21 protein-coding genes are annotated in these 19,213 nt (G+C 48.0%); 17 read left to right on the top strand and 4 right to left on the bottom strand.

Annotated features, from left to right (window positions below):
- Positions 1-75 precede the first annotated feature (75 nt).
- Together aceB and aceA are read left to right on the top strand one after the other, a co-directional pair.
- The gene (gene aceB, locus ATH33_RS10315; RefSeq protein ID WP_062842811.1) at positions 76-1,662 is read left to right on the top strand and encodes a malate synthase A; all 1,587 of its coding nucleotides are present in this window, start codon (positions 76-78) and stop codon (positions 1,660-1,662) included.
- A 27-nt stretch (positions 1,663-1,689) separates the two neighbouring features.
- The gene (aceA, locus tag ATH33_RS10310; RefSeq protein WP_037994758.1) at positions 1,690-2,970 is read left to right on the top strand and encodes an isocitrate lyase; all 1,281 of its coding nucleotides are present in this window, start codon (positions 1,690-1,692) and stop codon (positions 2,968-2,970) included.
- A gap of 55 nt (positions 2,971-3,025) precedes the next feature.
- On the opposite strand, the gene ATH33_RS10305 is transcribed toward aceA, so the two are convergent.
- Both ATH33_RS10305 and ATH33_RS10300 read right to left on the bottom strand, forming a co-directional pair.
- Positions 3,026-4,516: a nicotinate phosphoribosyltransferase gene (locus tag ATH33_RS10305; protein ID WP_037994755.1), complete on the bottom strand. Its 1,491-nt coding sequence runs from the start codon at positions 4,514-4,516 to the stop codon at positions 3,026-3,028.
- Positions 4,517-4,538: 22 nt separating this feature from the next.
- Positions 4,539-4,946, bottom strand: a complete 408-nt coding sequence (locus tag ATH33_RS10300) for a M67 family metallopeptidase (RefSeq protein ID WP_037994753.1) — start codon at positions 4,944-4,946, stop codon at positions 4,539-4,541.
- 237 nt (positions 4,947-5,183) lie between these two features.
- Between ATH33_RS10300 and ATH33_RS10295 the strand changes: the two genes are divergently transcribed.
- From ATH33_RS10295 to ATH33_RS10280, 4 genes are all read left to right on the top strand, one after another.
- Entirely contained in the window at positions 5,184-6,056 is an 873-nt protein-coding gene (locus ATH33_RS10295) for a DUF72 domain-containing protein (RefSeq protein ID WP_037994751.1), read from the top strand.
- Between the two features lie 37 nt (positions 6,057-6,093).
- Positions 6,094-7,539 carry a bifunctional metallophosphatase/5'-nucleotidase gene (locus ATH33_RS10290; RefSeq protein ID WP_037994748.1) on the top strand — a complete coding sequence of 482 codons (1,446 nt, stop codon included), beginning with the start codon at positions 6,094-6,096 and terminating at the stop codon, positions 7,537-7,539.
- 47 nt (positions 7,540-7,586) lie between these two features.
- Positions 7,587-7,844, top strand: a complete 258-nt coding sequence (locus ATH33_RS10285; RefSeq protein ID WP_049719637.1) for a DUF6154 family protein — start codon at positions 7,587-7,589, stop codon at positions 7,842-7,844.
- Positions 7,845-7,920: 76 nt separating this feature from the next.
- Positions 7,921-8,223 carry a YunC family protein gene (locus ATH33_RS10280; protein ID WP_037994745.1) on the top strand — a complete coding sequence of 101 codons (303 nt, stop codon included), beginning with the start codon at positions 7,921-7,923 and terminating at the stop codon, positions 8,221-8,223.
- A gap of 54 nt (positions 8,224-8,277) precedes the next feature.
- Here the strand turns inward: ATH33_RS10280 and ATH33_RS10275 are convergent, their stop codons facing one another.
- Positions 8,278-8,487 (bottom strand): cold shock domain-containing protein, encoded by a 210-nt coding sequence (locus ATH33_RS10275; protein ID WP_037994743.1) that lies wholly within the window; start codon positions 8,485-8,487, stop codon positions 8,278-8,280.
- Between the two features lie 170 nt (positions 8,488-8,657).
- Positions 8,658-9,092: a DUF2621 family protein gene (locus ATH33_RS10270; RefSeq protein WP_049719638.1), complete on the bottom strand. Its 435-nt coding sequence runs from the start codon at positions 9,090-9,092 to the stop codon at positions 8,658-8,660.
- 598 nt (positions 9,093-9,690) lie between these two features.
- Here ATH33_RS10270 and yfkAB point away from each other — a divergent pair.
- From yfkAB to ATH33_RS10215, 11 genes are all read left to right on the top strand, one after another.
- Positions 9,691-10,845, top strand: coding sequence for a radical SAM/CxCxxxxC motif protein YfkAB (gene yfkAB, locus ATH33_RS10265; RefSeq protein ID WP_062842814.1), 1,155 nt, complete (start codon positions 9,691-9,693; stop codon positions 10,843-10,845).
- Between the two features lie 117 nt (positions 10,846-10,962).
- Positions 10,963-11,637 (top strand): 5,6-dimethylbenzimidazole synthase, encoded by a 675-nt coding sequence (gene bluB / locus ATH33_RS10260; RefSeq protein WP_197051996.1) that lies wholly within the window; start codon positions 10,963-10,965, stop codon positions 11,635-11,637.
- A gap of 68 nt (positions 11,638-11,705) precedes the next feature.
- Positions 11,706-11,960, top strand: a complete 255-nt coding sequence (locus tag ATH33_RS10255) for a hypothetical protein (RefSeq protein ID WP_131470855.1) — start codon at positions 11,706-11,708, stop codon at positions 11,958-11,960.
- Positions 11,961-11,995: 35 nt separating this feature from the next.
- Positions 11,996-12,688: a DUF3891 family protein gene (locus ATH33_RS10250; RefSeq protein WP_049719639.1), complete on the top strand. Its 693-nt coding sequence runs from the start codon at positions 11,996-11,998 to the stop codon at positions 12,686-12,688.
- A 22-nt stretch (positions 12,689-12,710) separates the two neighbouring features.
- The gene (locus ATH33_RS10245; protein ID WP_121874379.1) at positions 12,711-13,103 is read left to right on the top strand and encodes a VOC family protein; all 393 of its coding nucleotides are present in this window, start codon (positions 12,711-12,713) and stop codon (positions 13,101-13,103) included.
- A gap of 456 nt (positions 13,104-13,559) precedes the next feature.
- Positions 13,560-14,504 (top strand): hypothetical protein, encoded by a 945-nt coding sequence (locus ATH33_RS10240; RefSeq protein WP_037994086.1) that lies wholly within the window; start codon positions 13,560-13,562, stop codon positions 14,502-14,504.
- Positions 14,501-15,103: a class D sortase gene (locus ATH33_RS13430; protein ID WP_049719641.1), complete on the top strand. Its 603-nt coding sequence runs from the start codon at positions 14,501-14,503 to the stop codon at positions 15,101-15,103. Before ATH33_RS10240 ends, ATH33_RS13430 begins: the two co-directional genes overlap by 4 nt.
- Before the next feature lie 27 nt (positions 15,104-15,130).
- Positions 15,131-16,042, top strand: a complete 912-nt coding sequence (locus ATH33_RS10230) for a conjugal transfer protein (RefSeq protein ID WP_037994087.1) — start codon at positions 15,131-15,133, stop codon at positions 16,040-16,042.
- Between the two features lie 4 nt (positions 16,043-16,046).
- Positions 16,047-16,301 (top strand): hypothetical protein, encoded by a 255-nt coding sequence (locus ATH33_RS10225; protein ID WP_037994088.1) that lies wholly within the window; start codon positions 16,047-16,049, stop codon positions 16,299-16,301.
- Positions 16,298-16,693 carry a TcpE family conjugal transfer membrane protein gene (locus tag ATH33_RS10220; RefSeq protein WP_037994089.1) on the top strand — a complete coding sequence of 132 codons (396 nt, stop codon included), beginning with the start codon at positions 16,298-16,300 and terminating at the stop codon, positions 16,691-16,693. The genes ATH33_RS10225 and ATH33_RS10220 overlap by 4 nt, the downstream gene beginning before the upstream one ends.
- Positions 16,690-19,188, top strand: a complete 2,499-nt coding sequence (locus ATH33_RS10215; RefSeq protein ID WP_052186651.1) for an ATP-binding protein — start codon at positions 16,690-16,692, stop codon at positions 19,186-19,188. The genes ATH33_RS10220 and ATH33_RS10215 overlap by 4 nt, the downstream gene beginning before the upstream one ends.
- Positions 19,189-19,213: the final 25 nt, after the last annotated feature.

Raw genomic sequence — 19,213 nt, 5'->3', positions numbered from 1 at the left:
TGTGATAATATAAATGTTGAAAACAAGATCTGTTATATAATAATAAGGTGGCCAAAAATGGGGAGGAATCATCGAATGACTGAGCTGGTGTCAGAGGGAATCAGGGTTTCTAAAGAGGTGCCGCCCTTATATCGGGAAATCTTGTCCGACGATGCGTTGCAATTTATTGCCAAGCTGGCACGTGCTTTCAGCCCGATGCGAGACAAACTGTTATTGAACAGGAAAGAAAGGCAGAAACGGCTGGATCAGGGAGAGTTGCCGGATTTTTTGCCGGAGACCAAACACATTCGGGAAGGGGATTGGACGATTGCCCCGTTGCCGGAGGATTTGAAGGATCGGCGGGTGGAGATTACCGGGCCGGCCGGAGACCGGAAACTGGTGATTAATGCGTTGAATTCCGGAGCCAACGTCTTTATGGCCGATTTCGAAGATGCCAATTCCCCGACCTGGAAAAACACCATTGGCGGTCAAATCCATTTAAGGGATGCGGTGAACGGGACAATTGAATATCGCAATCCGGACGGAAAAGAATACCGGTTGAAAGACAACCCGGCTGTGTTGATCGTACGGCCGCGCGGATGGCATCTGGATGAGACGCGGATTTTGGTGGATGGAAATCCGGTTCCGGGAGGACTGGTCGATTTCGGCCTCTACTTTTTCCACAATGCCAAGAAATTGATCGAAAAAGGATCCGGTCCTTACTTTTATCTTCCAAAATTGGAGAGTCACTTGGAAGCACGGTTGTGGAATGATGTCTTTCTGTTTGCCGAGCATGAGTTTTCCCTTCCGAAAGGGACGATCAAAGCCACGGTTTTGATTGAAACCATCATGGCCGCATTTGAAATGGACGAAATTCTTTATGAATTGCGTGAGCATTCGGCCGGATTGAACTGCGGTCGTTGGGATTATATTTTCAGCTATCTGAAACGTTTGAGAAACCATGAGGATGTGATTCTGCCGGACCGGGAACGGGTGACCATGACCGTGCCCTTTATGCGGGCATACACCTTGTTGGCCATTCAGACCTGCCATCGTCGAAATGCCCCCTGCATCGGAGGGATGGCCGCACAGATTCCGATCAAACAGGACGAAAGAGCCAATGCGGAAGCCATGAAAAAAGTCCGTTTGGATAAAGAGAGAGAAGCCAAAGACGGCCATGACGGGACCTGGGTGGCACATCCCGGTTTGGTTCCGGTGGCAAAGGAAGTTTTTGACCAATACATGACAACCCAAAACCAAATTCACAAGAAGAGAGAAGATGTCAAGATCGAGGCGAAAGATCTGTTGGCCGTGCCGGAAGGCATGATCACGGAATATGGACTCCGGAAAAACATCCGGGTGGCCATGCAGTATCTGGAGGCTTGGCTCAAAGGATCCGGAGCCGCTGCGATTGACCATTTGATGGAGGATGCCGCTACGGCGGAAATTTCCAGGGCGCAGGTTTGGCATTGGATCCGGCATGAAAAAGGGATTTTGTCCGACGGCCGGAAAATCACTGCGGAATTGGTCCGCCAATGGATTGATCAGGAATTCAACAAGTTGCGCAAAGATGCGCAGGATGACAGTGTGTTGAACCAGGCAAAAGAAATATTTTCAGAATTGGTGTTTGAAGATGAATTCAGCGAATTTTTGACCCTGAATGCCTCCCGCTATTTAGATTGATTTCATCAAGAAGAAAGGATGAGCGAAATGACTCAACAACAAGAAGCGTTGGAATTAAAAAGAGACTGGGAAGAAAATCCGCGTTGGAAGGGGATCAAACGTCCGTATACGCCTGAACAAGTTCTGAAATTGCGGGGATCGGTGAAAATTGAATATACTTTGGCCCGCAGAGGGGCCGAGCGTTTGTGGAAGTTGATGGAGAAAGAATCTTTTGTGCGCGCACTGGGTGCCCTGACGGGAAACCAGGCGGTCCAACAAGTGAAAGCCGGCTTGAAAGCCATTTATTTGAGCGGTTGGCAGGTTGCCGCCGATGCCAACCTGGCCGGACAAATGTATCCGGACCAAAGTTTGTATCCGGCCAACAGTGTTCCGCATGTGGTCAAACGCATTAATCAGGCCTTGCAAAGGGCCGATCAAATTGAGCATTCGGAAGGAAAAAGGGAAAGAGAATGGTTTGCCCCGATTGTGGCGGATGCCGAGGCCGGGTTCGGGGGCCCGTTGAATGTCTTTGAGTTAATGAAAGCGATGATTGAAGCAGGAGCCGCCGGAGTACACTTTGAAGATCAGCTGGCTTCCGAGAAAAAATGCGGGCATTTGGGCGGAAAAGTGTTAATTCCGACACAACAAGCGATCCGCAACCTGATTGCAGCCCGCCTGGCAGCGGACGTCATGGGAGTTCCCACCATCTTGATTGCCCGGACTGACGCCAATGCCGCCAAATTGATCACCAGCGACATTGATCCCTATGATCATCCGTTCATCACCGGCGAGCGTTCTCCGGAAGGTTTTTATTACCTGAAAAACGGTCTGGACACCGCGATTGCAAGAGGATTGGCTTATGCTCCGTATGCCGACCTGATCTGGTGTGAAACGTCTGAGCCCAACCTGGAGGAAGCACGCCGCTTTGCAGAAGCCATTCATGAAAAATATCCCGGCAAATGGCTGGCCTACAACTGTTCGCCGTCCTTCAACTGGAAGAAAAAATTGGATGAAAAAACCATTGCCACTTTCCAAGAAGAGCTCGGGAAAATGGGTTATAAATTCCAATTCGTCACCTTGGCCGGATTCCATTCGCTCAACCACGGAATGTTTGAACTTGCCAAAGGCTACAGCGAAAGAGGAATGGCCGCTTACTCTGAATTGCAACAGGCGGAGTTTGCAAGCCAGGAAAAAGGCTATACGGCCGTCAAGCACCAGCGTGAAGTGGGCACCGGCTACTTTGACGAAGTATCCATGGTCATTTCGGGAGGAACCTCATCGACCACCGCTTTGAAAGAGTCGACCGAAGCAGAACAATTTACGACTTGATCCCAAAAAGAAGGACCTGCTGTGAAGCAGGTCCTTTTCGTCTGGTGCCGGTTTTTCACGGGGTGGAATCACCGGATGATTCAGCATGGCCGTTTTCCTCGGTTTTGATCGTTTGATACACTTTTTGAATCATTTCTTCTTTCGTTTGCCAAAGTTTGGTCGACAAGTTCACATGATATTCTTCAGGGTTTAAGATCCGTAAATATTCTTCCCAAAACTGGGAAAGCTGTTCCCGGTGATAAGCACGGATCTCGTTGAGTGAAGGGAGGTCATAAACCAGTTTTCCGTTTTGAAAAATCGGTTTTAATAACGGGACCGCCTTAAAACGCTTCATTTTTTTGCGGCGGAATGTGTGAACCGGATGGAACAGTGTGAGTGGTCTGTTTTCATCGATTTGTTCATCGGTGAGTGTGAGCAAGTCGCCGTGTGCCTTGTTTTTCCGGTCGAGAATCCGGTATACGTTTTTGCGGCCCGGTGTTGTCACTTTGGCCGGATTGGAAGAAATTTTGATGGTGGGTTCCCACACCCCGTTTTCATAGCGGGAAACCATTTTATACACGGCTCCCAAGGAGGGGGTGTCATAAGCGGTGATCAGTTTTGTGCCGATTCCCCATGAATCCACTTTGGCTCCTTGCGATTTCAGGTTTAAAATCGTGAATTCATCCAAGTCGCTCGAGGCGACGATTTTTGTTTCCGTCAGTCCGGCTTCATCCAGCATCCGGCGGGCTTGTTTGGATAAATAAGCGAGATCCCCGCTGTCGATCCGGATTCCCTTCAGGGTTTTTCCTTGTTTTTTGAGTTCTTTTCCCACTTGGATGGCATGCGGAAGACCGCTTCGCAAGGTATTGTACGTGTCCACCAAAAGCACACAATGATCGGGAAATGCTTTGGCATAAGCGCGAAACGCTTCCAGTTCGCTCGGGAAATCCTGGATCCATGCATGGGCGTGGGTTCCGCTGGTGGGAATGCCAAATTTTTTTCCGGCCAATGTGTTTGAAGTTGCATCAAAACCGGCCAGATAGGCGGCGCGGGCACCCCAGACGGAAGCGTCTTTTTCCTGTGCACGACGGGTTCCGAATTCCATGAGCTGTTCATCGGGCGCCACATGCCGGATTCTTGCCGCTTTGGTTGCGACCAAGCTTTGGAAACCGATAAAATTGAGAAGCGCGGTTTCGATCAATTGTAATTCGATGATGGATCCTTCGGCACGCAGCATGGGAACCCCCGGGAAAGTAAGGGTTCCTTCCGGGAGGGCATAAATATTTCCGGTGAAACGAAAGTTTCTCAAGTAATCGTAAAACGCCGGGTCAAACGGTTCATCAAAGGATTTGATATATTCAATGTCCTCTTCCGTAAAATGTAGATTCATCAAATACCTGACGGCTCTTTCAAGCCCCGCGAAAACCGTATATCCGTTGCCGAAAGGAAGTTTGCGAAAATATAAATCAAATGCCCGCTGATGGAGGTGGGTTCCATTTTTAAAGTGGGCATACATCATCGTCAGTTGGTATTTGTCGGTGTGCAATACTGAAATATGTTCATTCATGGTGTAAACTCCTGTTCTACATTCATTCGATGATCTTAAACATGAGCGGAATGGCTTTGCGATCATGTATATAGTAAGCGCAAAATTGCATTTCTTTATCCTTTAAGGACATGATCCACAAGCTTTTGTTTGCAAAACTCCATGCAGACAGATCCCGGTTTGAGGGGTAGGCTTGAGTCAGCGGGTGTGAACGCATGACACCCAGCCACTCCAATTGATTGGAACGGATTTGTTTAATGATGTCAAAATAGGCGCTGGGTTCCGGTTCCAATGAACAAGGTGTGCGGTTTTGGCTGGGAACGGGAAAAAAATGTGTGATGGTGGTGAGATGCCCCGCTAAAAAACCATACCCTTCGTCAGGGTATTTTTTATAGCAATACTCTTTGATTTGCTCTACGACATGCTGATGAATGGTATAATAGGACGGCATGAATCCGGCCCCCTCATCGGAATTTGCATTTAAAGGAGTCTGCCATTATTTTATATTTCTATAAATAGAAAGTCTATGCCGGATTTCAAAGCGGGAAGCCGCTTGCGCCCCTTTTCCCCGTTTTTTGTTGCCGGCGGGGAGGGGAGGTTCGTGTGCCTTTCATTTTTTTTGCTTTATACAAATGGTAAAATAAAAGATATTTAGTTACTTGTTGAATTGGGGAAAGGCGGATGAAAGATGAGCGAAATCATAAACCCGGTTCAGGTGGGTTTATGCGGGTGGGGCGACCATGACATCTATCCGCCCGGAACCCGGTCCCATGAGAAATTGGCCATTTATGCAGGTCATTTTCCGGTGGTTGAATTGGACAGCACCTTTCATGCCATTGCCCCGCCGGACCGAATGGAGCGTTGGGCACAAGAAACACCGGCTTCTTTCAGGTTTGTGGTGAAGGCTTACCGGGAGCTGACCGGACATGGCCGCCTGGAGCGTGCTCCGGTCCGGACGTGGACGGAGCTGGTGGAGGAAATGAAAGATTCGGTGGAACCGTTGATCAAACATGGAAAATTGTCGATGTTGCTGTTTCAGTTTCCGCCGTGGTTTGACTGCACCAAAAAGCATGTGAAATATATCCGGCGGGTTCGCGAAGCATTTCGTGATTATCCGGTGGCAATTGAGTTTCGGCATCAAAGCTGGTTTCTGCCCCGGTTCAAATCGTCCACCCTTCGTTTTTTGCGGGAGGAAAAACTGATCCATACCATTTGCGATGAACCCCAGGCGGGGGAAGGATCGGTTCCTCCGGTTGTCGAAGTCACCCATCCGCAGCATGCGCTCATCCGCATGCACGGACGGAATTTGGAAGGATGGAATAACACCGGGCAACCCAACTGGCGGGATGTGCGGTATGCGTACCGATATTCGGACGAAGAACTGGACGAATGGAAAAATATCATTGAGCAATTAAAGGGCAGAACCGGTCAGGTGACCGTGCTTTTCAACAATAACTCACAAGGGGACGCGGCCGGAAATGCCAAGCAGATGATTGGCAAACTGAATCTTACCTTCAGCGGACTGGCTCCGAGACAGTTGACTTTTTTCGAAGAGTTGTGAGAACGTCGCAGCCAATAACAGGGGTGAGGGGATTTTCGTGAGCCGATTGAAACGAATTCATCTATTGCATACCAACGACTTGCACAGTCATTTGGATCAGGCCGGGAAGATTTACACGCAAGTGGATTTATTGCAGAAGCAATTCGAAGAAAAAGGGGAACCGCATTTTCTTTTGGATATCGGGGACCATATGGACCGGTTCCGGTTGGAAACCGAAGGAACCGACGGCAGGGTCAACCGTGCTTTGTTGGAGAGAACCGGTTACGATATGGTCACTTTTGGCAATAATGAATTGTTGACTTTTTCCAAAGAACAATTGGGGATGTTGTATGATGATGCGCCTTTTTCGGTGGTGTCCACCAATGTTTTTGATGTAAACGGGGTGGAACGGCCGGATTGGATTGTTCCTTACGAATGGAAAGATGCCGGCGGCATCCGTGTGTGTTTTCTGGCGGCGACGATCCCTTATCCCCGGGTGTATGAAATGATGGGCTGGCAGGTGAAAAATCCTTTTGCCATCCTTGGGAAGACTGTTGAATCATTGCGCAACCGGGCGGACATTATTGTATTGCTTTCCCATTTGGGTTTGGGAAACGACCGGAAGCTGGCCGAACAAATTGATGGAATCGACATCATCATCGGCGCACATACCCATCACTTGCTGGAAAAAGCCGAGAAAGTGAGAAATACATATTTGGCTGCAGCAGGAAAATTTGGTCAGGCGGTCGGCCAAGTGACGGTTTTCTTTGATGAAACCACCCGGTCAGTTCAGGATGTAACGGCACGCTGTCATGATCTGGCGGGGCAGGTGCCTGACGAAAGCATCAATTTGTTGATCCGCCGTTACAAAGAGCGGGCTGAGCAAAACCTGTCCCAACCCGTTGCCCGTTTGGAGGAACCGCTCACCGTCAACTGGAATGCGGAGTCGCCTTTTGCCAATTTGTTGGCGGACGGCATCCGGGATTGGGTCGGGGCGGATGTGGCCTTGGTCAACAGCGGTCAATTGTTATGCGATTTGCCCAAAGGAACGGTTACCTTGGAAATGATTCACCAGACGTGTCCGCATCCGATCAATCCGGTGTTGGTCGAAATCAGCGGAAGGGATTTGAAAAATGCGCTGGAAGAGTCACTGCTTGCGGAGTTTCAACAAAAACCGATCCGCGGTTTCGGCTTTCGCGGAGAAATCTTGGGAACCCTGAGTGTATCGGGAATCGAAGTACGGTTTGACCCGAGGCGCAAACCGTACCAAAAGATTACATCCATCCGGTTTGGGGAAAAAGGGGAATGGAAAGAAGAGGAAACCTATTTGGTGGGAATGATTGATATGTTTATATTCGGGGCCGGTTATCTGTCTTTAAAAAACGCGAGGTTAATCAAGTACTTTCTTCCCGAGTTTTTGCGGGATTTGCTGGCCTATCAGCTTAAGAAACCGGTGGCCGTCGAACGATGCAAAGAACGCAGGTTTTTCAAAGCAGGTAATTGAGAACGAACGACAGTGACATAAATTCATATGGATTTGGAGGTTGTTGCATGAGTTTTGTGGATGAGGTTTACGATTTGTATCGCGATCAATTAAATGATGATGAAGAAGATGCCGTGGCCATTGTACTCAGCATACTGGAGGAGCAGTCCCGTGAACACATGATGCAGCTCATTGAGCAGATGGATGATGATGAAATCACGCAAATGCTGGGGGTTTATCTGGTTGAAATGTTGAAGCTGAAAATGGTTCAGGACGGGAAATTGCCCCGTTTGCGTTCCGTGTCCCCGGTCACTCGTTATCATTGATCCGAAAGATTTCCTCACATGCACCGTTTGCGGCACATACATTGTATAAAAACGGTCCGCATGAGGAGGGAATCGGATGATCCAATTGAAACCTTTGGATATTGAAGGAAAGCAAGTTTTGGGAATTGAAGTCAAATTGCCGAAAACAACCCTGTTGGTGGTTACGACCGATAAAGGATATATTATGTGCGGTGCTTTGGATGTCGCGTTGTTAAACGAACGGCTTTCGGAGCGGAACATCATTGCGGCGCGTGCGCTGGGGGTCCGAACCTTGGAGCAGTTGTTGGATGCGCCGCTGGAATCGGTCACGCATACGGCGGAGGCGAAAGGAATCAAGCCGGGGATGACCGGAAGGCAAGCTCTGCTGCGGATGATCTGAATAAAGATGAAAAAAGCACTTTCCATTGGAAAGTGCTTTGTTGTCTGCGTTGAATCAGCGTACAGAGTTCAAACGTACGACATTGGCGGATTGGGGACCGCGGTCTCCTTCCACAATGTCAAATTCAACAGGTTCGCCTTCTTCAAGTGTTTTGAATCCTTCAGATTGAATGGCCGAATAATGAACAAATACATCTCCGCCGTCTTCGCGTTCAATGAATCCATAACCTTTTTCGGCGTTAAACCATTTTACTGTTCCCTTCATCTCAGGGCCTCCTTCTTTCCATTAAAAAGCGGCCAAACTCAAGCACTTGAAAACCTATTGTTTTGAAACAAGAGGCCACAAGATGAAACTTGACTTGCGATACCAGCTTTTTAACTCATTATGAACCTAAGTTTACCATGTTGAGCGGCAAGTGGCAAGTTTTTTCTGTGTCACTCCAAAAGATGCCGGTATTTGGACAGATCGATTTGTTTTTCTTTCAATTTTTTGATGAGCCACTTGTGGTCCCGTTTCGGGGTGGCCAGAATATAACCGCGGATAATATATTCTTCATTTAATGCCTCGGCCTGGTCTTTCAAAGCCAATTCCCCGATTTTTGCCGCAATCTTTTGTTTGGCCACATCCCTGAACAATTGGGGGACCGGCTGGACAAGTTCGTTTAAAAGTTCTTTTTGTTCCTGATTCCACAAATGAAGAGTCTCGTTTATGTAATATTCCTGCCAATCAAGAATCGATTTTCCATCTTCTTTGGGAAGGGCTTTTAAAAACTTGCGGAACATAAAATAACCGCCAATGGCGAGAAAAACGAGAAAACCAATCCAAAAGAACAAATAGATCCACTGCAGCCAGGCTGGTCCGATGCTCATCGCGGCTTCACCTCTTCTCTGCTTCTATCTAAAAAGTTATTATAAAGGAGAGGAAAATCGGAGTAAATAAAAAACGCCTTCATCCTTGTTTTCCCGATGAAGGCGTTTATAAGATCCGCTGATTATACCAACAAACTAATTCCATAACCGATCAGTCCCCAACATGGAATGCTTAATAACACCGCGTTAAATAATCCAGCCATTGGTTTTTGCATCAGGCATACCTCCCGTGAATTGGTTTCTGTGTATGATCAGGTTCAGCCGGCCAGCAAGCGGATGCCGAAGTAAATCATCGTCCAAACCGGAACACTCATTAACACTGCGTTAAATAATCCCACCGATGCGTGGTTCATTGTTTTTCCCTCCGTGACCTCTTTGTTGATCTCATTATAGCGGCTCCGGGAATGGTTTGTCTTTGTTTTCGGGCAAATGTAAAGTACATGTAATAATGGGGTTAAATTAAAGAAACAGATGGACCGGTTTGTTACATACGGAATCCTTTTGTAATAAAAAGCGGGCATTGCGCCCGGAAGATCGTTGCGTTATATTCATACACAGTGTTTTATGTATTGCAGGCAGGTTAAAAGGAGCAATGGCCATGATAAGGATGACAAATCAAAAAAAAGAACTGACGCCCGATTGGGATCCGTGGGATCCTTGGTATACAAGAGTTGAAAAAGGCAGGTACGAATTGACAAGTGTGGAATTCACGGTGACACAGTTGTGCAATCTTCGCTGTGAACATTGTGCGGTCGGGGAGGAATTGGTGGAACGGGAAGGCATTCCGATTCCGGTTGAACGATTGATTGCAGCTTTGGAGGAAATCGATACCTTAAAGACGGTCAGCATTACCGGCGGCGAGCCGGTTTTGAATCCCGGAGTCGTCCAAAACACCATTCAACCCTTGTTGAAATATTGCAAGGAACGCGGGATTTATACGCAATTGAATTCCAATCTCACGTTGCCGCTGAACCGGTATCTGGATTGGATTGATGATTTGGATGTTCTGCATATTTCATACAATTACCGGGATGAAAAAGATTTTTACCGGATGGCCTTTAAAAACTTCGGGAAGGAAATCAAGCCCAAAGTGGCGGAGCGGTTGTATGAACAGATGATCGATAATGCCCGCGAGCTTTCCAAAAGAGGGGTTTTTGTTTCGGCAGAGTCCCTGTTAAGCCCGTTTACGGCCAAATATATTGAAAAAATGCACCAAACCGTTGCAGAAATGGGATGCAAACGGCACGAAGTCCATCCTTTGTACCCCAGTGACTTTGCCAAAAACATGGAGCTTTTAAGTTTGGATGAGTATCGGGAAGCCGTTTGGAAACTGTTGGATCACCGGCATCCGGATGTATGGGTTTTGTTTGGGACCCTTCCTTTTTATCCGTGCAGTGACAAAAAAGAAGACCGTGAATTGTGGAGGCGTCTGCATCAAGAGGCCAACGTGACCGTTCGCCAGGATCCGGACGGACGCAACCGGTTAAATGTGAATGTTTTCACCGGGGATGTGATTGTGACCGACTTCGGGGATGTTCCTCCGCTCGGAAACATTCATCGTGACCGTCTCAGTGATGTGTTTGAACGTTGGCTCAACAGTCCCGTTGCCAAAGAAGTTCATTGTTTTTGCAAAGAAGCTCGCTGTGCGGGCCCCAATCTGCTGGTGAAAAACGCTTACTACCCCCATTGGGATTTCCAAAACCGGCAAGCCAAAGTCAGGGTGGGTCGCCGTGAATCATTGGATCTTCTGTAGAAAACCATCTTAAAAAAGGAATATAATAGAAGTGAGGGCCGAACAAGGTTCCGGCCACCGAAAGCGAATGTCCGGCAAGACATTGTTGTCACCGGGAAAAATGAGGGAGGCATTCGTTTGCACGATACTTTTTCCAAAGAGGAGCAGGAAGTGATTTACCGGGTGATCCGAGCCCGTCGGGACATCCGTCATTTTTCAAGCAAGCCGGTTCCCAAAGATGCATTGAAGAGAATTTTACAGGCGGCTCATTTTGCGCCTTCGGTCGGATTTATGCAGCCGTGGAATTTTATTTTTGTCAACTCTTATGCATTGCGCCGGTCCATAAAAGATCAATTTATCGAGACCAACCGGGGGCAATTGGAAAAAATCCCGGAAGAAGAGCGGAAAAAGTTGTACCGGGATTTAAAGTTGGAAGGGATCATGGAAGCGCCGGTGAATGTGGCGGTCACCTGTGACCGGAATCGCGATGCCCCTTTTGTGTTGGGGCGCGGTCCCATGCCGGAGACCGATTTGTTCAGCACGTGTCTGGCCATCCAAAACATGTGGCTGGCGGCCCGTGCCGAGGGCATCGGGATCGGCTGGGTCAGCATTTTGGACCAAGAGAAAACGGAGGAACTTTTGAAGTTGCCGGAAGGAGTCCGGCTGGTTGCCTATCTTTGCATCGGCTATCCGGTTGAATTTCGTCCCAAACCCATGTTGGAAGAGAAAGGTTGGAAATCCCGGTTGGATTTGTCGAAACTGATTTATGAAAACGAGTGGGGTAACCCGTTGGATCTGGAGCAGATGGAGTGAGACCCGGAAGCCAAATTTCTTGTTTTGGAAGTTTGGCTTTTCTTTTTACAAGAAAGGGGGAAGCCATGATGGATGTGTTTCAACGGTTTGTACAGCAAAATGTGGATCAGGTTCAAACTGCAAAGTCGGAACGGGTGGTGATTTTGCCGAGGGATTTGGAAAGGTCGTTTGAGCATTATTGCCGAAAACGGAATCTGAGTTTCAACGAAGCCCTTGTAAAGTTGATAGAAGAAGCGTGCAAATCGGAGCAAAAAGGAAAAACGGATCAGTCGGCGGATGAACAGGAACCCGATGCGGCTTTGTTTATGAATGATGCTTTATAAAGCGATGTGAAGGGCTTGAAAAGGAGGGGCTTCGAATGATCGTCAGAAAACGGGGAAATTATTTCATTTTGATCAAACAACACGACCATGCGTTGATCGCAGGGGAAATGGCGGCGCATATTGATGAGCCGGTTCAGCCCCTCGCCAAAACGCTGTTTGCCATTTCCCACCATGATATCGGGTGGGAAGAGCTGGACCGCTCCGTGCTTTGGGATGAAAAAAACAATTGTCCGGTCAGCTTTTACGATTATCCGTTATTGCCCAAATTGGAAGCCTATACCCGGGGGATTTCCAAAGTGGTTGCCAATGATCATTATGCCGGTTTTTTATGCAGCAAGCATTATGCTTCTTTTTTTACCAATGAGACCGATCCCGCCTGCCGCAGGTTCCGGGAGCAGGAATTGGCCAGACAAAATCAGTTGCGTGAATATTTCACGGAAACTGAAGAAGAAAATATCGCCCGCAACTTCCGGTTGCTGCAATTTTTTGATCAGTTGTCGCTTTTTGTGTGCTTCAATGAACCCGGGGAAAATACCTTCCCGTTGTATAAAGACGGGATCTTCTATCAAGGGAAGCGGTATGAGTGGATCTGGGAGGGAAAAGACCGGTTGCGTCTTTCCCCCAACCTGTTTAAACAGTCCTACTCCATTGAAATCCCGTACCAAATGGTGGATTCCTACCGTCGCCTGGTCGGAAGCCAGACATACACACTCCATGTGATGGTGTGACGGAAAAGGAGGAGAAGAGTGGATGAACGTCAGCGGTTTCAATCACCTCACTTTGAGAGTGAGGAACTTGGAGCAAAGCCTCCGGTTTTATTGCGGTCTTTTGGGAATGAAACTGGTGCACAAAGGCCGGAAGGATGTCTATCTGGAATGGGGGAATGCCTGGATTTGCTTATTGGAAAGGCCGGAAGAAAGTTCCGCCGCATCGGGTCCCGGAATGGACCATGTGGCTTTTACCATCCGCGAACCGGATTTTTTTCATGCAGTTTCCCTTTTGAAAAAAAATCAGGTGGAGATGGTGAGGGAACCAGTTTTCCGGGGAGGAGGATGGTCCGTCCAGTTTAAAGATCCGGATGGCATCGTGCTGGAGCTTTTTACAGGAAATTTAGAGAAAAGAATGATTCATTGGACAGCTTGAACCACGAGGAGAAAAATCAGTTCACAAAAATTGCCGTTTTTTTGGGTCTGCAATGTTGCAGATGAAGAAAGACGGCATTTTTTATGTAAAAAATTTAATAATCAATTAATAAAAACAATGATTTAATCGCATTCATCTATTTTTATAAATAATAACATTGTCGATGAAGCGAGTCCCGACAGAAAAAATGTGAGCCAAATAATAAAATTGATAAAAAATTCGCATCTGCAAATTTTACGAAATTGTGTTGAAAAAAGTACGATTTATGTAATATTATATGGAAAAGGAAGAGTTATGACGACGGTTTTTACAAGGGGGGAGGATGCCTGCTCCCATTTTTGATAAAGAAGTGATTGTGCCGGGCGGATGAAAAGCCGCCTGATGTTTGATTAAATCGGTTTGGCATGGAGTTTTTCTTTCAATGTTTATTTTTAATGAGGGACAGGAGGGATTGAAGTGAAAGATCCCAAACAAATTTTAGAGTCGTTTCGTACAGATGTTCAATCGCGAAACCTTTACTCCAGCCTGTTGAGGCAGTTTGACCTTGAATATCCCAATCCAAGGGGAAACCGGCGCAAACCCAAGCCGTTGGCAGGAAAAAACGTGAATCAAATGGCTGCGGCGTTGTCGGTCTGCTTGGTGACGGGTTTGTCGGCGGGAGTGGGAACCGCTTTTGCCAACAGTGATTTCGGACCCGGCCAACATCCGTTGGATGAGCCTCCGAGCAAACCGGACCAGAAAATCGAGCAACCGCAGTCCGAAGGAAAAGAATTGGAAAGAAAATTGTCGGACCAACCGGTGGAATTGGAAAATAAGATAGAAACCCCGAAACCTGAAAAGGATCATCAACCAGCAGAGAAAGAATTTCCCTCCATGAAAGAAATTCCTGAAGACATCGGCAAAGCGGTCATTCCATCCGATTCTCCAAAAGTGAAGGAAAAAGAAGCGGTATCATCCGATAATCCATCAGACATGGAAAATTCATCCTCAGACGAAAATCGTCCGCAAGTGTCGAATCTTCAAGAAGTTCCCAAAGAATCCGCACAGCCTGAATCCCGACAGCAAGAGGAAGTGAAACCATCCCACGACCGGGAAGAAAGCCCGGTGGCCAACCAGATTGTCTCCGAAGTGACGAAGCCAAAAGAGTCCATCGAGGAGAAGCAATATTCGCCCAAAGCGGCAAACGCTGAAAATAAAGAAAACGCCGGGGCTGAGACCAAGCATTTGGCTGCAGCCGGTGACGAGGAACAAAATCAGAAGCAAAACCGGCCGCAAACGGAAGAAGGCGGGGTTTTGCCGGATACCGCCGGGAATGACTTAAACGGCGTTTTGCTGGGAAGCGCTTTGTCCATGCTGGGCTCCGTTTACGTGCTTCGCAAGAATAAGGTGGAATCGTCTTGAAATGGGACAAAGCCGTTGCTCTCTCGATTGTGATCTTGGGAGCTTTTTACGCCGGTTATTCAGGGGTTTCGTATTTCCTGAAACGGCAAACGGTGGAAACCACGTCGGAGGCCGTTCCCAAAGCGGTGGTGGAGGCCGGAACGGGCTCTTCACCGCAAGAGGATTGGCTGATTGTCCCCGAGGAGAAAAGGCCGGAGAAAGGGGAACATTTTGCTGATTTGATCATTCCCGCGTTGGAGGCCAAAATGCCGATCATTGAGGGAACGCATGAGGATGAGCTGGACAAAGGAGTCGGACATTATGCCGGAAGTGTGCTTCCGGGAGAACCGGATAACGCCGTTTTATCGGGACACCGGGACACGGTGTTCCGCAAAATCGGCCGGTTGGAGCCGGGAGATTCATTGATCGTCCAATCTGAATACGGCAAATTTGCATATACGATTACCAAAACATGGATCACCACCCCGGATGACCGCACAGTGATCGTCCCGCATGAAAAACCGGTACTTACCCTGACAACCTGCTATCCGTTCACATATGTCGGACCGGCTCCAAAACGATACATTATCCAGGCAGAACAGATGACAAAACTTGAGTGACTTCTCAGATCATTAAGGAGGAGAAAAATGGAACGGCCGATCATTCGCCGCAAGATTCCGAGGATTTTGTTTTGGCTGCTCATTATTTACACGGCATGTGTTTCCACGGTGGTTTTGGCCATTCAATTCGGCTTGATTCAGTTGCCCCCGCGCCAATTGGAAGCAGCCGGAGGAGAACCTGCACAAAAAAACACACAGCCTGTCATCGGGGAACTTGCTTTTGCGGAACAATTCGCCAGAGAATATCTTTTTTGGACGCAAGGAAAAGAGGAATCCAGGGCAGAGCGGTTGAAGCCCTTTTGGAAACCGAATATGGATGTGCAAGGGGGGCTTGATTTTAAACAGGTTCAGTGGAATTCTTACGCCCGCAACGTGAGTGCATGGGCGGTCAAAGAAAGGGATGACCGGTCCGGTGTGACGGAAGTGACGGTATATGCCGAAACCATTCTCAGCAACGTGAAGAATCCCAATGACCAAAAGAGAGTGGACCGGTATATGATTGTTCCCGTCAAGAAAGCCGGAGAGTCTTATCTCGTCGTGGGATACCCCCGTTTTATCCCGCCGCCGGTGGCAGAGGCACCCGCTGAGGAGGAAAAGAGCGGGAAAGACAATGGCGGGGAAGCGGTTGACCAAAAGATTCGTGACGAAGTGGAACAGTTCATGAAATCTTTTTGGAAGGTGTATACCACCGGAACATCTGAAGAAATTGCTTATTTCGAAAAAAACAATCAATCTTTGCCCGGTTTGACCGGAATCATGTCATTTTCCGAAATGAAACAGCTTACCGTCCGTAAAAAACAGGATGTCTATCTTGCCGATTGCGATGTCTTGCTTGAGGATCTGGCTTCGGGAGCCAAGATCACGGATCATTACCGCTTTGAGCTCGTCAAAGAGGGCGGGCGTTGGTATGTAATCAGTACGGAACAAGGAGAGGTCTGACGAGATGGCACATATGATGTTACTTGCAGCAGGCCCTGGCGAAAAACTCCAGGAAACGCTCGGGGCGGAAATCGGATCGTTGTTTTTTCTGGCAGTGATTTTTATCAGTTTGACATTGTTTTGGAAACGCGCATTTACTGCGTTCATCGGTTTTGCGTTGTTTGCGATGCTGGTCAGCGTCTTCATTTTCCAACCCGAATTGATTTCATCACTTGGTTCCGACGGATTTCGCTGGTTGTTCGAGGCTTATTTGGAATGAAGCAAATTCGTGTGTACAACCAGGTTTTTCGCATTGAAAAAACCGTCTATTCCATACAGGGAATCCATTTACCATTACCGGTATCTTACCGGCAAATGGCGTTTTTTGTCGGAGCCTTGATTGTGATGGTGATTTTAAACAAGTTTCCGCCGGTCAGCTGGATCGATTTTTTTCTTGTGAAATTTATAGGGATTCCAGCCTTGGTTTCGTGGTTTTTTACAAGAAAAACGCTGGATGGCAAAGCGCCGCACCGGTTTATCATACGATGGATCGAACATTTTTTCAGTCCGCATCACTTTGCGCGTTACAAGGAAATTGAAAAACCTAGAGATCCGTATCAATACGAAGGGGAAGTATCATACCGATTTGCATCCAGGAGGGAGTTGCCGTGACGCGCATACCTTTTCCCGTGAAGTATTTTGAAGATAACTTGGTTTTCGGGCAAGATGGAGCCGTTTATGCTTATTATGAGTTACAGCGGTTTAATTATGATTATCGGTCAATGGATGATAAGCTCAGCCTCCATTCGAATTTGGAGGCTTTTTATTGGAATATCCATGCAGATACGCATGCATTGGTTGTGCCTGAATACCAAAGCCTGGAAGAGCAGCGCCGGGCGATGGAGACAGGCTTGTGTGACGAATTGAAAGAGACGGGAAAAAAGCATATTCAGGCGGCAGTGGAACATTTACGCGGAAAAGAAATACACCAAAATCGTTTTTTTATGGGCGTCAAGTTGAAGCCAGCCACGGTCAAAGGGCTTTCTTTTTTGAATGAGCTCCGTTATATCTGGAAGGATTTTAAAAGGTATTTAAACAATCAAGCCGGAACGGACGCCCCGGAGGTTTTCGAAGAGGAAATCCAGGCGTATCGTGTGCAGGAGGAAATGATTTTTTCCAGGATCAATGGTTATTTGCGTGCCAGACGTGTGGATACCGCTGACTTGGAATGGTTGATCCGTCGGGGATTTTATCGCGGGATCGGGGAAGCGCCGCGGCGGAAAGATTGGAAACCCAAGGCTCTTCCGGCAGAAGTCAAAGGGAAAAAAGGAATTCGTCCGGCCAGGGATATTTTGACATTGGCAGAAGGCCGTTTTGATGATTCGCACGGCCGGAATTTGATCGTTGAGCAACACGTGTCGGGAGAAAACAAAAAAGGATATATGGCTTTTCTGACGATTTCTCACATCCCTGATAAATCGCCTTTTCCGGGATTGGAATGGTTATATCATCTGCAAAACCTTTCGTTTCCCGTGGAGGCCTCCGTCCGGACGGAGACGATCGAGTACGCCAAAGCGTTATCCCAGGTGTTGAAGAAGAAAAAAGAACTGAAAGCCGAGGACGAACACGCAGCGGAAAGCGGCGTGGAAACTGCATATCACATTTTGCACAGCCGCCAGGATGCCAATGAACTGGAAAACCATTTGCGAACCGATAAATTTCCATTAATCACAACTTCTGTCGTTTTATGTGTCTATGCTTCTTCGCTTGAAGAGTTGAACTTACGGATTCAGCTGGTGAAAGATTTGTACAGTGACATGATGATTCAAGTGGAAGTTCCCTACGGAGACCAATGGCGCGGATTTAATGAATTCATTCCCGGTGCGAAAAGGTACATCCACGACTATATTCATTACATGGAGCCGGCTGCCGTGGCCGCCGGAATGATCGGAGCCACCCGGCAGCTCGGGGACGGACAAGGTCATTTTATCGGGATGTCCCGCAATTTGCCGGTCTTTTTCCAACATGACCGGGGCCCCAAGGATAAAAAATTGAGCACGACCGCTTCCGCCGCATTTATCGGGGCATTGGGGGCCGGAAAATCGCTGGGGGCCAACTTGCTTGCCTATCAAGCGCTGTTAAACGGTGCCAAAGTGCTGATTTTTGACCCCAAAGATGAGCGGGCGCACTGGGTGGATGCACTGCCGGAATTAAAGGACATGACCCGGGTGGTCACCCTGCGGGCAAGCAGTGAAGACCGCGGGAAGCTGGATCCGTTGGCGGGCGTGGTCAGCCCGTCTGAAAAACAAGCGGCGGGCGAGACGGCCAAAAAAATACTGCAGTTTTTGGCGCGGTCCGAAGACGGCACTTATGAGGCAATTGTGATTGGAAAGGCTGTCGATGAAGTGTTGAAACATCCGGACCCGAGCATGATGAAAGTCATTGATCAATTGCGCAAGGTGACCAAAGAAGCCCCGGAAAAACGGCAGGACAGCCTGGAAGAGATTGTGGATGTGTTAAGCTATCTGGCAACATCCGGGCAAGGCCAGCTGTTGTTCGGAGATGGCACGCAAAAAGCCATTGATCTGTCCATGCGTTTGACCATTTTGCAGGTGGAGGATTTAAAACTTCCGGATGAAAGCAAATCCGATTATGGCCGGATGGCCATTGCGCTCTTGATGGCGATTTCCGATTTTTCCCGCCGCTTTTCCAACCAGTCGTCGAATGAGTTTAAGCTGGTATTGTTTGATGAGTCATGGAGATTGGCGAAAGTCAGTGAAGGAAGAGCGATTTTGGAAGAATTGGTACGGACCGGGCGCAGCAAGAACGCCGCCATCTACTTAATCAGCCAAAACGCCAAAGATTTGTTGGGAGAAGAGATTCGGTCCAATCTGGGGTGCCGGTTTGTTTTCCGGTGCCGGGATGCAAAAGAAGCGGAAGCGGCCTGCCATATCCTCGGCATTGAGCCGAATGAAGAAAACATTGAAACGATTCGGAGCTTGCCGACCGGAACCTGTTTGATGTCCGATTTGGAGAAGCGGGTGAATGAAGTCGAAATCCGCGTTTTGGAAGAGCGGCTGTTTGAGGCTTTCGACACCCGTCCCGGTTCCAGGAAGCAAAAACGACCCAAAGATGTGCAACCGGATGCATATCAATCTGTCCCATAAAGGGGTTTCCGATAAAGAATAAAGC

It is taken from the genome of Thermoactinomyces vulgaris (assembly GCF_003688725.1).
Classification (GTDB): Bacteria; Bacillota; Bacilli; order Thermoactinomycetales; family Thermoactinomycetaceae; genus Thermoactinomyces; species Thermoactinomyces vulgaris.
The sequence above is the reverse complement of the archived record's forward strand: the minus strand, read 5'-3'. Positions and strand labels throughout refer to the sequence as shown.